This is a genomic window from Asticcacaulis sp., assembly GCF_035497195.1.
Lineage (GTDB): Bacteria > Pseudomonadota > Alphaproteobacteria > Caulobacterales > Caulobacteraceae > Asticcacaulis.
Genome location: NZ_DATJDZ010000023.1, coordinates 52,072 through 65,242 on the forward strand (window position 1 = coordinate 52,072; position 13,171 = coordinate 65,242).

Annotated in this window: 12 protein-coding genes and 4 tRNA genes; 5 read left to right on the top strand and 11 right to left on the bottom strand. The window is 57.1% G+C overall.

Annotated features, from left to right (window positions below; all coding sequences use genetic code 11):
- Nucleotides 1-17 precede the first annotated feature (17 nt).
- Nucleotides 18-938 (bottom strand): lysophospholipid acyltransferase family protein, encoded by a 921-nt coding sequence (locus tag VL130_RS14765; protein WP_325363852.1) that lies wholly within the window; start codon nucleotides 936-938, stop codon nucleotides 18-20.
- Nucleotides 938-1,717 carry a glycosyltransferase family 2 protein gene (locus tag VL130_RS14770; RefSeq protein ID WP_325363854.1) on the bottom strand — a complete coding sequence of 260 codons (780 nt, stop codon included), beginning with the start codon at nucleotides 1,715-1,717 and terminating at the stop codon, nucleotides 938-940. The genes VL130_RS14765 and VL130_RS14770 overlap by 1 nt, the downstream gene beginning before the upstream one ends.
- A 51-nt stretch (nucleotides 1,718-1,768) precedes the next feature.
- Between VL130_RS14770 and VL130_RS14775 the strand changes: the two genes are divergently transcribed.
- Together VL130_RS14775 and VL130_RS14780 are read left to right on the top strand one after the other, a co-directional pair.
- A complete protein-coding gene (locus VL130_RS14775; protein WP_325363856.1) occupies nucleotides 1,769-3,244 on the top strand; it encodes a deoxyribodipyrimidine photo-lyase in 1,476 nt (491 codons plus the stop codon).
- Nucleotides 3,244-4,077, top strand: a complete 834-nt coding sequence (locus VL130_RS14780; protein WP_325363858.1) for a sulfurtransferase — start codon at nucleotides 3,244-3,246, stop codon at nucleotides 4,075-4,077. The genes VL130_RS14775 and VL130_RS14780 overlap by 1 nt, the downstream gene beginning before the upstream one ends.
- A 20-nt stretch (nucleotides 4,078-4,097) precedes the next feature.
- On the opposite strand, the gene VL130_RS14785 is transcribed toward VL130_RS14780, so the two are convergent.
- From VL130_RS14785 to recJ, 7 genes are all read right to left on the bottom strand, one after another.
- Nucleotides 4,098-4,174 (bottom strand) — tRNA-Arg (locus VL130_RS14785).
- A 14-nt stretch (nucleotides 4,175-4,188) separates the two neighbouring features.
- Nucleotides 4,189-4,494, bottom strand: coding sequence for an ETC complex I subunit (locus VL130_RS14790; RefSeq protein ID WP_325363860.1), 306 nt, complete (start codon nucleotides 4,492-4,494; stop codon nucleotides 4,189-4,191).
- 243 nt (nucleotides 4,495-4,737) lie between these two features.
- A tRNA-Pro gene (locus VL130_RS14795) sits at nucleotides 4,738-4,814 on the bottom strand.
- Between the two features lie 41 nt (nucleotides 4,815-4,855).
- Nucleotides 4,856-4,932: transfer RNA gene (locus VL130_RS14800), tRNA-Pro, on the bottom strand.
- A gap of 233 nt (nucleotides 4,933-5,165) precedes the next feature.
- On the bottom strand, nucleotides 5,166-5,735 hold the full coding sequence (locus VL130_RS14805) for a cold shock domain-containing protein (protein ID WP_325363862.1): 570 nt from the start codon (nucleotides 5,733-5,735) through the stop codon (nucleotides 5,166-5,168).
- 260 nt (nucleotides 5,736-5,995) lie between these two features.
- Nucleotides 5,996-6,070, bottom strand: a tRNA-Glu gene (locus tag VL130_RS14810).
- 120 nt (nucleotides 6,071-6,190) lie between these two features.
- The gene (recJ, locus tag VL130_RS14815; RefSeq protein WP_325363864.1) at nucleotides 6,191-8,047 is read right to left on the bottom strand and encodes a single-stranded-DNA-specific exonuclease RecJ; all 1,857 of its coding nucleotides are present in this window, start codon (nucleotides 8,045-8,047) and stop codon (nucleotides 6,191-6,193) included.
- A 175-nt stretch (nucleotides 8,048-8,222) separates the two neighbouring features.
- Here recJ and VL130_RS14820 point away from each other — a divergent pair, with 175 nt between their 5' ends.
- The 3 genes from VL130_RS14820 to VL130_RS14830 all read left to right on the top strand — a co-directional run bounded on the left by VL130_RS14820 (nucleotide 8,223) and on the right by VL130_RS14830 (nucleotide 11,114).
- Nucleotides 8,223-9,578, top strand: coding sequence for an MFS transporter (locus tag VL130_RS14820; RefSeq protein WP_325363866.1), 1,356 nt, complete (start codon nucleotides 8,223-8,225; stop codon nucleotides 9,576-9,578).
- Entirely contained in the window at nucleotides 9,575-10,372 is a 798-nt protein-coding gene (gene mazG, locus VL130_RS14825; protein WP_325363868.1) for a nucleoside triphosphate pyrophosphohydrolase, read from the top strand. Before VL130_RS14820 ends, mazG begins: the two co-directional genes overlap by 4 nt.
- Before the next feature lie 223 nt (nucleotides 10,373-10,595).
- Nucleotides 10,596-11,114 carry a helix-turn-helix domain-containing protein gene (locus VL130_RS14830; protein ID WP_325363870.1) on the top strand — a complete coding sequence of 173 codons (519 nt, stop codon included), beginning with the start codon at nucleotides 10,596-10,598 and terminating at the stop codon, nucleotides 11,112-11,114.
- A gap of 35 nt (nucleotides 11,115-11,149) precedes the next feature.
- On the opposite strand, the gene VL130_RS14835 is transcribed toward VL130_RS14830, so the two are convergent.
- Together VL130_RS14835 and VL130_RS14840 are read right to left on the bottom strand one after the other, a co-directional pair.
- Nucleotides 11,150-12,697, bottom strand: a complete 1,548-nt coding sequence (locus VL130_RS14835) for a DHA2 family efflux MFS transporter permease subunit (RefSeq protein ID WP_325363872.1) — start codon at nucleotides 12,695-12,697, stop codon at nucleotides 11,150-11,152.
- Nucleotides 12,697-13,125 (bottom strand): MarR family transcriptional regulator, encoded by a 429-nt coding sequence (locus VL130_RS14840; protein WP_325363874.1) that lies wholly within the window; start codon nucleotides 13,123-13,125, stop codon nucleotides 12,697-12,699. Before VL130_RS14840 ends, VL130_RS14835 begins: the two co-directional genes overlap by 1 nt.
- Between the last annotated feature and the right edge of the window lie 46 nt (nucleotides 13,126-13,171).

The window sequence follows — 13,171 nt, forward strand, 5'->3', positions numbered from 1 at the left end:
AACAGATCAATCCCGGCTCACTTTAATTGGGCCGTTTTATAAAGCGCATTCGGCCAGCGCTTATGCACCCAGAACCATTCCTCCGGATTATCGCGCACCGCCTGTTCTATAAAGGCGCTTATTTTACAAACGGTTGTTTCAATGTCTTGCGCCTTGTGGCCGGTGTCATCGACGTGGATCGGATCATGGACCATGACGTGAAAGCGCGCCTTGCGCAGTCGGCGGATCGTCAAGGGTTGCAAAACCGTGCCGAAACGCTGGGCCAGTCGCGTCGGTCCCGGCGCGGTTTCGGCAATATGTCCGAAGAACGGCGTGGGAATGCCCCGATTGAATTTCTGATCGTTCATCAGGCCGACCGACTCGCCGTTTTGCAAGGCTATCAGCAGTTCCTTGGCGCCATCGCTGCCCTTTGGGGCAAAGGCGGCGACGCCATAGGCGGCCCGCGTGGCGCGCATCCGGTCGTCAACATACGGATTATTAGCCGCCCGATAAGTGATCATGTAGGGCACTTTCGCCGCCAGAATCGCGGCGTTCATGATCTCGAAATTCGACAGATGACCAGAAATGAAGATGACCGGTTTGCCGCTCGCCGCAATCGCTTCCAGCTTTTCAAAGCCTTCGATCTCGATCCGGTCCTTGTCCTTGACGATCCGGTCCATGATGGCGAATTCGCCGGCCATCGCCCGCCCGGTATTTTCCCATTGCCGGGTGATCAGGATTTTACGCGCGGCCTCGTTCATATCCGGAAACGCCAGTTCGAGATTGCGCTTCACCGTTTTCTGCACCGGGGTCAGCGGTCCCAGCGTCTTGAACAGCCAGCCGCCAAAATCGGACGCCGTATCGACCGGCAAGGCACGCGTAAAGGCGGCAAAGGCGTCATAAAGGAAAGCCTCCAGACGCCAGGCCAGATCCTGCATGAAAGAGGGCTTGGCCGACATCAGTTCGCGGCTTTCGCGGTTTTTTGCGCCGAAAGTATCTTGCGCAGGCGGTTCAGCCGGGCTTCCGCCGCCAGATGACTGCTGTAGAGACCATCCCATCCGCCGGTGAAATGGGCGCGGAAGAAGAAATAGCGAATAAAAACGAAGGGATATTCAAAGGGCAAGCGCAGCCAGATCGCCCAGGCCGGCTTTTTCAGCACCTTGGCCTGAAGGTTGGTGTAGGAATCGAGCTTGGCGCGGATATGCGCATAGGACCGCGCCGAAAAGTGCATGACCGCGCCATGCAACTGCCCGACAGGTTCCGTCTTGGTATCGACGGTATCATGGACCAGGCTTTCGCGGAAACGCACCACCCGGCGATCATAAAGCCGGACATAGTTATGATAATCCGCCCACAGGCGCGGTTTCGTCTTGCCGGGATAGACGTTCCTGATCCTGAATTTGTAAGCGTTCAGTTTAGGCCGTGAGGCCATCAAGGCCTTGATCTCACTGAAAAGCGCCGGCGTGACCACCTCATCGGCGTCGAGATTGAGTATCCAGTCGTGGGTCGCGCAATCTTCACTGTAACGCTTCTGCGGCCCATAGCCCGGCCAGTCGTGATGGATGACCCGCGCGCCCAGGGCTTCGGCCACCGCAACGGTGTTGTCAGTCGAACCGCTATCTATGACCACCACTTCGCTCACCAGGCCCCGCACCGCACGAATGCAGTCGCCGATCCGGTCGCCTTCGTTTTGGGCGATAATACAGCAGCTTAAAGGTGTCGGTTCAGTCGTGTCCATGCTATCTCTTGTGCCCAAGACCTCCAGAACAGGCAAGCCTTCCTTTTCGTCATGACAGAAAAACGCACCCATTTCGCGCCGGTTATCGTGTGGTTTCGCTTCGATCTACGGCTGCATGATCATGCGGGTATTCGGGCAGCGCTTGAAAGTGGTCGGCCCATTTTACCCCTTTATATATGGGATGAAAATCCGGCAACACGGCCATTAGGTGCCGCGTCGAAGTGGTGGCTGAACCGATCGCTCGAAGCCTTGAATCAAGACCTGCAAAAGCATGGTTCACGCCTGATTTTAGAACGCGGTAATGCACGGATCATTCTTACGTCTATGGCGAAAGAATATGGTATTAAAACAATATATTGTTCCCAGACATTTGATCCTAAAAATGAGCACAATGATTGGGAGATGGCGGATGAATTAGCGGCGGCAGGGATTAAGCTATATAGGCTGAACAACACGCTTCTGGTGCCACCGGGAACGCTGTACACGCAAGGCGGAAAACCCTTTCGCGTTTTTACGCCCTTCTATAAATCCCTACTGGCATCTGGCGCTTGCTATATTGATACATTGCCCGACCTGCCGGCAAAGCCGTGGCCGCAACCAACAAAATGGCCCAAGTCCCTGAAAATTTCCGCTCTGGGATTTCAGCCCGCTTTGACACCATCAGGCCGGGACTGGTCATCAAACTTTGATCGCTTCAAACCGGGCGAAGCTGGCGCACGTAGCGCCTTGAAACATTTTCTTAAAAATAGTCTGCAAACCTATGAATCGGATCGTGATCGCCCAGACCTTGACGTCACGTCGCACCTGTCACCACATTTGCGATTCGGTGAAATCAGCCCGCAACGCATTCTCCATGAAATCGCCCAGGCGACCCAAACAGATCATCGGCTCACGACCGGTGCCGCCAAGTTTCACGCGGAACTGGCCTGGCGGGAATTCTCCTACGGACTGCTGGCCCAGCAGCCGCGGCTTCATGTGGCCAATTTTCGCCGCGATTTCGATCATTTTGAGTGGCGGCATGACGACGCGCAATTTCGCGCCTGGTGTCGCGGGGAAACAGGTTATGAACTGGTCGATGCGGGCATGAGAGAACTCTGGCAGACCGGTTATATGCACAATCGAGTCCGCATGGTGGCCGCATCCTTCCTCGTAAAGCATCTGCTGATCGATTGGCGACGCGGCGAACAATGGTTCTGGGATTGCCTGCTGGATGCCGATCCGGCCAATAATCCGGCAAGTTGGCAATGGGTGGCGGGTTGTGGCGCCGATGCCGCGCCTTACTTCCGTGTTTTTAACCCAATCACCCAGGCCGCAAAATTTGACCCGAAAGGACTGTATCGCTCACGATATATACAGGGTTATACACATTCACCCACAGACGCTGGTCACACAAAGAAGCAGGCGGAATTGTTTGAAAGTACGGATACATTTCTAAAATACCCACAGCCTGTTGTCGATCACGTCTTTGCACGGGACCGCGCCCTTCAAGCTTATAAGAATCGCATGGCTGATGAGGAATATGAATAATGACCACGCAGATTGAACCGAGCCACCTTTCCAAACTGATGGAGAACAAAGCGGTCAAAATTCTGGACGGCAGTTGGGCGCTCGACGGCACCGATATGCAGGCCCTCTACAGGCAGGCGCATACTCCCAGTGCGCAATTTTTTGACCTCGAAAGCCTCAGCGATCACAGCACACTCTTGCCGCACATGGCGCCCTCTCCCGCGCAGTTTGCAGAGGCCATAGGCAAGATGGGCATTTCCGATACAGATCATGTCGTCATCTATGACCGGCAAGGCCTGTTTTCGGCGGCGCGCGTGTGGTGGACCTTCAAGCTGATGGGCCATGAAAAGGTGCAGGTTCTGCGTGGCGGATTGCCGGCATGGCAGGCCGCCGGCTTTTCCGTCACGGATCGAGTTAGCACACCGGTTCCAACGATTTATGCGCCGCGACATATACCTGAAAAAATTATAGATATAAATGACTTACGACACACACTTAAGGTTCCCACCGGTCTGATCCTGGATGCCCGCCCTCGTGCGCGCTTTGAAGGCACGGCCCCTGAACCGCGTGCCGGCCTGCGATCGGGTCATATGCCCGGCAGTCGAAGCCTGCCCTTCGGCGAACTGATACGTGATGGCGCGCTGAAACCGCGCGGTGAACTGAAAGCCATTTTTAAAACATACGGCGCTGAGGATGCGGGAACGATTGTCACGACCTGCGGGTCCGGCGTGACTGCGGCGATCATCAGTATGGCTCTATACGAGATCGGCCATACCTCCGCCCGGCTCTATGATGGCTCCTGGGCCGAATGGGGACAGGATACACTCGATACGCCCGTCGTCATCGGCGCATAACTGGGGGCGCATAACTGGGGTGGCGACTCCGACAGGGCTCGAACCTGTAACCGTCCGCTTAGAAGGCGGATGCTCTATCCAGTTGAGCTACGGAGCCTCAAACCTGAAAAGTTAGTGCGTCCAGCTTTGTCTGCGACCGAAGGCGAAGTTATCGGCGTAGGCCTTGATAATCTTCGGCGGCGCTTCCGGCTCGATCAGACGAAACGGAATGCCATGATGTTCAGCGAAGGCCATGGCCTGATCCTTGGTCTCGAAGGTCAGGCGCACCTGGGCGTCGGTGTCGGCGGAAGACGTCCAGCCCATTAGCGGATCGGGCGTGCGGGCGGATTTCGGCTCAAACTCCAGTATCCAGTCGTGTGTCTTGCCACGGCCGGATTGCATGGCGGTTTTGGCGGGTTTGAAAATACGCGCAAACATCATTGTCTCCTGATCCGCAAGGATTCGTCGGTCCGTGCGTACTCGTCTGTTACTACTAAACACATAAGGAAGACAATACAGGCCTTCGCTTTGCGAAGGACATTTTTAGCGGGCCGGGAAGATTGGCTACGCCGAAACAACTGAATGCTGTCGCATTCAATTGTTTTCGAACCACGGAGGTTCGGTAAACTCCCGGTCTGAACCATTTAAAAAGCCGGCCCCTGAAGGGACCGGCTTTTTAAATGGTCGGGGCGAGAGGATTCGAACCTCCGGCCTCCTGCTCCCGAAGCAGGCGCGCTACCAGGCTGCGCTACGCCCCGACTAATTTTGACTTCCAGACATTGGCGCGAAGCCGATGAACTGGTCGGGGCGAGAGGATTCGAACCTCCGACCTGCTGCACCCAAAACAGCTGCGCTACCAGGCTGCGCTACACCCCGTCGCCCATCCGATGACCGAAAGCCATTGGTTGAGAGGCGCGCTTCATGCCATTTTCACCAGACCTCCGCAAGCCCTCCGTGCATGAAAAATAGTCAAGTCGCTGACTTTTATCGATTTGACCTTATGGCGCCGGGAAAAAGGCGTGGATAACCGTAACCTCAGGCCTAACAGGCATAAAAAAACGCGGCTAGCCTGAGCTATCCGCGCTTTTGAATATGGACCAGATCACGCGCTAGACAAACGCCTTGGGATGAACCTCGGTGACCACCAGCCCTTTGGGACCTTCGCCAAAACGCACCATAATGGTGTCGCCTTGCTGAACATCCTCAAGGCCATAACGGCGCAAGGTCTCGATATGGATGAAGATGTCGGTCGGATCATCGCCGCGCACCACAAAACCATAGCCCTTGGTGCGGTTAAACCATTTAATAGTCGCGGCTTCGAGATCGCCGACACGCACACTGTCATTCACGGCGCGCGAGGCTCGCGGCGCCTGAATATCCGAGCGGATCGGTTGCGGTGCGCCATCAGCGACAGCTTCAAGATCATCAATCTCGATCACCTGCCAGCCTTTGGCGCGCTTGGCGATCTTGCAGGTGATCTTCGCGCCCTCCTGGGCGCAGTCACGCCCCATATCGCGCAAGCTCGATATGTGCAGCAGAACATCACGCATACTTGTCAGCGTCGAATCCTGCGGAACGATAAAGCCGTACCCCTTCGCGGCGTCAAACCATTTCACATGACCTGAAATCGTTACCAATTCGTCGGCTTCGCTTTTGTTATTATAATCAAACAAACTCATCTATCCTCACCCATGTCGCCATGAACTATCAAGTGACACTCATTATCATAACACGGATATCTCAATTTGGGAGGCAAAAAAGAGAAAATATTCGTATGGATTGAGAAAATACGCCAAAAAATCGCTTTAGGCGAGTGTAATTGTGATCACGCGAGCGCCTGAGAACGTTACCAATTGGTAATTATCTGTGGATAACTTTACTGACGGTACTCAACCCAAGGCAAAAACATACCGATACGGGGAGAAATCAGCGGTTTGAATGGCAGTCCCTAGGGGAGTCGAACCCCTCTCTTCAGGTTGAAAACCTGACGTCCTAACCGATAGACGAAGGGACCGCGTTCAAGAGGTGCGCTACGTAACCGTTCTGATTTTATGATGCAAGCGCTATTTTCATTTTTCCCGCTGATGCCATGATTTTTTGGCAGACGCCTGAAATGGCCCGTCTTTTTCGCGCTTTAGGCCAGCGCAATGTCCTCGATTTCGAGTTGAACCCCTCGCCGCCCCATATAGTCATCGGCCTTCAATCGGCCCAGGACATGGATCAGTCCGGCCGGCCGCAAAAGCGCGTCCCCGATCGCCGTGCCCTCGGCCCGCCACATGATGCCTTTCAGCTTCGCGCCGCTGTCATCATTCAGTTCAAAGCGGATATGGCCGCCTTTCATGGCCTGCGCGAACCCGACCCGGATACCGGCAAAGGCCAGAAGCGGCTCCGGATTGCCCTGGCCATAAGGCGCCAAAAGATCGAATTTGTCATAAAGGGCGCGCGAGGCGGCGCGAACACTCAGAATGGCGTCGACCTCGACGGCCTCGATCTGGTCGGCTTCGGAAACGTGCGTAGTCACGTAGTCATTGATGAACGCGCGCAGTTCACTGATCCGTTCGCGCTCCACGCTCAGGCCCGCCGCCATGGCGTGTCCGCCGCCGGAAAGCAGGATGCCAGCTTCAAAGGCCGCGCCAACCGCCTCCCCCAGATTGACGCCGGCCTGCGAACGCCCCGAACCTTTACCCATACCGCTGACCGGATCGATGCCGATGATAATGACAGGCTTATGCCAGCGCTCGCGCAACCGGCCGGCCACGATGCCGATGACGCCGGGGTGCCAGTCCTCGCGCGCCACTATAATGACAGGATCTTCGCTGGGCCAAAGCCCCTGCGTTTCCGCCGTCTGCATGGCCTGATCGAGCACTTCGGCCTCTATATCGCGGCGGGTGCGGTTGAGTTCGTCCAGTTCGTGCGCCAGGGCCGCTGCTTCTTCGGCGTCGTCAGTCGACAGCAGCCGGACGCCCAGGTCCGAGCGCCCTACCCGTCCGCCGGCATTGATCCGCGGGCCGATGACAAAGCCGGAATGGAACGTGCTCATCAGATTGACCGCCGCCGTCTTGTCGCCGGCCACTTCCATCAACGCCTTGATGCCGGCATTCTTGAGCTGCGACATGACCTTGAGGCCTTGCGCGGCTAATGCCCGATTGAAACCGGTCAGGGCGGTCACGTCGCAGATCGCCCCAAGCGCAGATAGATCGAGCCATTGGCGCAGGTCGGGCTTGGCGATGGTGACGAACAGGCCGCGTTTTTCCGCCTCGCGGTTCAGGCCCGCCAGCACGACGAAGACGACTCCGGCCGCTGCCAGATTGCCCTGCGCCGAAGTGCAGCCAGGTCGGTTGGGGTTGACGACCGCCAGGGCGTGTGGCGGTTCCTCGCGCATCAGGTGATGGTCGATGACCACAACATCGAGGCCGATACTGGCGGCATAATCGAGCGCCTTATGCGCCATCGCGCCGCAATCGACCGTGACGACCAGATCGGCGCCCTGACGCTTAAGCGTATCAAAGGCGGCATTGGACGGGCCGTAGCCTTCGGTGACGCGATCCGGCACATAGACTTCCAGTTCATGACCCATATGACGGAACCAGCGCACCAGTTGCGCCGCACTGGTGGCGCCATCGACATCATAATCGGCGAACACGCTGATCTTCGCCTTGCGTTCCAGCGCGTCGAGCATGGCGCCAACGGCCTTGTCCATATCCATGAAGGAAGACGGTTCGGGGAAAAGCGCCTTGAGCGTGGGGAAGATGAAGTCCTGCAAGCCTTCCGGCGTCACGCCACGCCCGGCGGCGAAACGCGCCAGCGGCTCCACGAAATCCGCCTCAGCCACATCCATCAGGCCCAGCCGGTGGGTAATCTCACGCAGGGTTTCCGGCGAAACGCCCCTGGCGACGATCCGCTCACGCCAGCCCCGGCCGCTTAAGGAAGCGCTGACACCAAGATAAGGCGGCACTTCACGAGCGGGTTTCAGCGGAGCGTTGGTATCCATATCGATTCATCTCTGTGACGACTGCATATAGACTACGCAGACGCAGCGCCCTCGGCAATGACGCAATCACAGGCGCGGTCACGAAAGCGAGAACACGCGGGGGATAAGTCATGCGCCGGTTGGCAAATCAGGCGCGCTGCCATAGGTTAAGGTCAGAATCGCAATGGGGGAAACAGTGGCGTCCGATATAGAAATGAAGACACCGGCCACCGACCGGGTGGGTTTCGGCCGTATGCTGGCCTTTATCGGGCCGTGCGTTCCCTTTGCCGCCTTGGGTCTGCCGCTCGTCGCCACCCTGCCGGAATATTACGGCACGCAGCTTCAACTCGGCGCCATGGTTGGGGTCGTCTTCGCCATTGTTCGCGCCTTTGATATTCTCGTCGATCCGGTGCTTGGCCACTGGATGGACCGCACGCGCACCAAACTTGGCCGCTTCAAGCTGTGGATGCTGATCTGCCTGCCGATCCTGTTCGTCAGCACCGGCTTTATTTTCATGGCGCATACAGGCGTCGGGCCTGTCTATCTCGGCCTGTGGCTGTTCGTGCTCTATGTCGGCTTTTCCATCGCGGCTCTCAGCCAGGCCAGTTGGGGCACAGTCCTTTCCACGGATTATAATGAGCGTTCACGCATCTTCGCCTGGTGGCAGGTCGGCAATATCATCGGCATCCTGATGGCGGCGGTCATTCCGGTTATCATTCAGGGCATGGGCCACAGCTATAATCTGGGCGTCCAGATCATGGGCGGCTTCATTATGCTGACCCTGCCGATCAGCATCGCCATCGCCTTGTGGATCGTGCCGGAAAAGGTCTCCAATACCAATACGCATGATCTCAAACTCAGCCACTATTTCGATATGTGGAAACGGCAGAACGTGCGCTGCATCCTGTGGGCCGATCTGTTCATGGGCCTGGCGCCGGGCGTCATGGCCGCGCTTTTCTTTTACTTCTTCGAGCAGACCAAGGGCCTGACGCGAATGGAATGCAGCATCGCCATGCTGCTCTATTTCGTCGCCGGCATTGTCGGGGCGCCGATCTGGACCATCGCCTCGAAGCGCATGAGCAAGCACAAGGCGCTGATCGTTTCATCACTGATCTTCGCCGTGCTCTATGCGTCGATGTATTTCGCGCCCAGGGGCCATTTCCTGATCTGCGCCGCCATGACCTTCGCCAACGGCATCCCCTACGCCGCCTCACTTTTGCTGACCCGCGCCCTGATGGCCGATATCGGCGACGAGGTCATGCTGGAAACCGGCCATGACCACAAGGGCACGCTGATGGCGATCCTTTCGGCCACCACCAAGATCGGTTACGCCATCTCCGCCCTGACCATCACCATACTCGGCTGGCTGCATTTCAATGTCAAAGTCCCCTCGGCCAGTCCGCCGGAGGCCCTGGTGTGGGTCGAAATCTTCTTTATCGGCCTGCCGGTCATCTTCCTGATATTGGGCGCGCTGTCGATGATGCGTTATACATTGACGCCGGCGCGCCATGCCGAAATCATGGTCCAACTGAAAGCAAAGGAAATCCTGTGAGCGGGAATGAAGGTATCGAAGGCCTGCTGGAGGTCATGCGCCGGTTGCGTGACCCGGAAACCGGCTGTCCGTGGGACAAGGACCAGACCTTCGCCACCATCGCGCCCTATACGATCGAGGAATCCTACGAAGTGGCCGACGCCATCCAGCGCAATGACCTGCGCGATCTCAAGGAAGAACTGGGCGATCTGCTGTTCCAAGTGGTTTTCCACGCGCGGATCGCCGAGGAAATGGGCCTGTTCAATTTCGATGACGTGGCCGCCGGTATGAGCGAAAAACTGATCCGTCGCCATCCGCATGTGTTTGGCGATGCCGGTGACCGCACCGCCGACGAACAGAACGCCGCCTGGGAAGTCATCAAGGCCGAGGAGCGCAAGGCCAAGGAAAAGCACGGCCTGCTCGATGATGTGCCGGTTGGTTTGCCCGCCCTCACCCGCGCCGCCAAGCTGACCAAACGCGCCGCCCGCGTCGGCTTCGACTGGCCCTCGACGCAGGAAGTGCTGGATAAGCTCGACGAAGAAACAGAGGAACTGAAGGTCGAAATCGCCAGGGGCGACATACAGAAATCACATGAGGAACTGGGCGATATCCTGTTCGCGCTGGCCAATCTGGCGCGCAAACTCGATGTCGAACCGGAGAACGCCCTGCGCATGACCAACGCCAAGTTTATCCGGCGCTTTGAAACCATCGAGGCCGAACTGGCGAAAATCGGCAAAACGCCCGATCAGTCCGATCTCACTGAGATGGACGCCCTGTGGAACGCCGCCAAGCTGGCCGAGCGTGAACATTCCTGAGACATTTGGCACAGGGCCACTGCTGACATGAAGGCATTGCGAAACGCAAGTGATGCGACCCGTGAATTGACTTTCAAAACAAAAGACACACGATTAAACACTTGTGAAAAACAATTCACACCCAAATCGCTTTCCATTCACAAGTTAACATCGAGACGCCTTGCGAATCGAAAGATTAACGCGCATCACTTGCGAATTACCCGTAAGCCTGTGGTGCCCGCGTATGAAGAAACCTGCGAAAGTCTCCGCCAAAGCCGCCCCTAAAACTGTGCCCGTTAAAGCGCATCGCTCCTTGTGCCCGATCAATCTCGCCCTGGAAGGCGTCGGCGATAGCTGGTCCATGCTCATTATCCGCGACCTGATGTTGCGCGGCCATAACAGCTATCAGGGTTTCCTGCGCTCGGAAGAGAAGATCGCCACCAATATCCTGGCGGATCGCTTGCTCAAGCTCGAACAGAACGGCCTGATCACCAAGGCCGCCGATCCGGGCGACAAGCGCAAGTTCATCTATGCTCTGACCGAGCGCGGCGCCGACCTGGCCCCTCTCCTGGTCGAACTGGCGCTTTACGGCCTGAAATACGAGCCGCGCGCCAACCTCGCCAAGGAAATTGTCCTTGATATGCAGAAGAACAAGCAGATCTTCGCCCAGCGCCTGACGCGTAATTTCACGCCGAAAACAAAGACGAAGCCGGCCGCGAAGAAGATCGAAGAACCGATCGAGGAAACCCTCAGCCTGTTCTAGGACTGGGAGCGTCTTTGGCGATAGCGGTCGCGTGTCTACTCCATCGCCGCCAGTTGATCATGTTCCATTTCTTCCTGCGACAGCTTCTTTTTCGGTGCGGCAATCAGCAGCAGAAGCGGCATGGACAGCAAGCACAGGATAAACATCAGCCAGAAATTATCGACATAAGCGATCATGCTGGCCTGGCGATTGACCTCACCATTCAGCGCTTCCAGCCCAAGCGGGCTTTGTCCGTAACTGCTGCCCATCAGCGGACCGTTCGTAATCGTCAGGCTCTCCACGATACCGGCGTGGGCCTTCTGCGTATTGGCGACCTGCAAGGCCTGAACCATGGCGATACCGATACTGGAACCAATATTACGGATCAGACTATAGATAGCCGTACCTTCAGGCCGCAGATTTGGCGCCAGGGTGGCGAAGGTAGCGGCCGAAAGCGGCACGAACACCAGCCCCATACCGATCCCCTGAACAATACCCGGCCAGATAATGTCATGCTGCGACAGCACGATCGTATAAGTGCACATCCAGGCCAAAGAAATGGCCGTCAGGCCAAAACCGGCCGCCAGGATCAGGCGCAGATCGACCTTCCCGACCATCCGCCCGACAATCAGCATGGCCAGCATTGTGCCCAGACCGCTCGGCGCCGTAACGACGCCGGCCGCCATGGCCGAATATTGCATCAGGCCCTGCAACATCGACGGCATCAGGGCGCGGGTGGCGAACAGCACCATACCGACGATAAAGATAAACAACAGGCCGGTAACGAAGTTGCGATTATACAGTAGCCGGTAGTCGAGGAAGGTCTGACCAGCCGGTCGCGTCGCCGTATGGATGATGAAATAGCCCAGGCTGATAAAGACGATGATCGCCTCAATCCAGGTTTCGGTCGATGAAAACCAGTCGTTCGACTGACCCCGATCTAGCAGCAGTTGCAAAGACCCAATAGCCAGACTCAAAGCCGCAAAGCCGAAAACATCAAATCGGATGCTGCGCTTCGCCAGGGTACGCGGGATATATTTCCAGATGCCGAAAAAAGCCGCGGCGCCGATCGGCACATTGATGAAGAAACACCAGCGCCAGTCATAGGCGTCGGTCAGCCAGCCGCCAAGAGTCGGCCCCAGAATCGGCCCGACCATCACGCCCATCCCCCAGACAGCCATAGCCGAGCCGTGCTTTTCCTTGGGATTGATATCAAGCAGGGTCGATTGCGACAATGGCACCAGTGCTGCGCCAAAAACCCCTTGCAGCAGGCGCGCCAACACGATTTCTGTCAGATTGCCGGCAATGCCGCACAGCATGGAAGCGACGGTGAACCCCAGGATAGAAACGAGAAAAACGGTCTTCAGCCCGAAGCGATCGCTCATCCAACCGGTCAGCGGCGTGGCAATGGCGGCGGCAACAATAAACGAGGTCAAAACCCAGGTGATCTGGTCCGACGAGGCATTCAGGCTGCCCTGCATGTGCGGCAAGGCGACATTGGCGATGGTGCCGTCGATGGCCTGGATGATGGTCGCCAACATGATCGATATGGTGATCATGGTGCGGTTGATCGGGGCGCCGGAAGCGGGGGAAACGCTATTCATCAGGAATTCTCTATAAGCTCTTGTAATTCTTCCAGAACAGCGGTGGCCACGGCCACTTTTCCGGGGTCAATCTTGCCAATCAGTTCGCGGCGCAGGGTATTGGCCCGCGCCCGTACCTGCTCGTAAATTGCCTGTCCCTCGGCCGTGACCACCAGAAGCTTGACCCGGCGGTCGCTTTCGGAGGGCAGTCTTTGCACCAGTCCCGCCTTTTCCAGACGGTCGATAGTGGAGACCATCGTCGCGGCCTCAACCTGAACCAGGGACGCCAGTTCGGCCTGTGACAGAGGGGCTTTCGCCTTGGCGATATAGGCAATGCTGAGCCAGCCGGCCTGGGAAACACCGAGGTCTTTCAGGCGGCGGTCAAGCGCCAGCCGCCACATACGGGCGGCATTATGCAGGGCATTTGAAAAATGTTCTTCGGCGGACATGGTGAGGTGGCTAATAGTTAGAAAGCTAACCATTTACGCCTGAGTC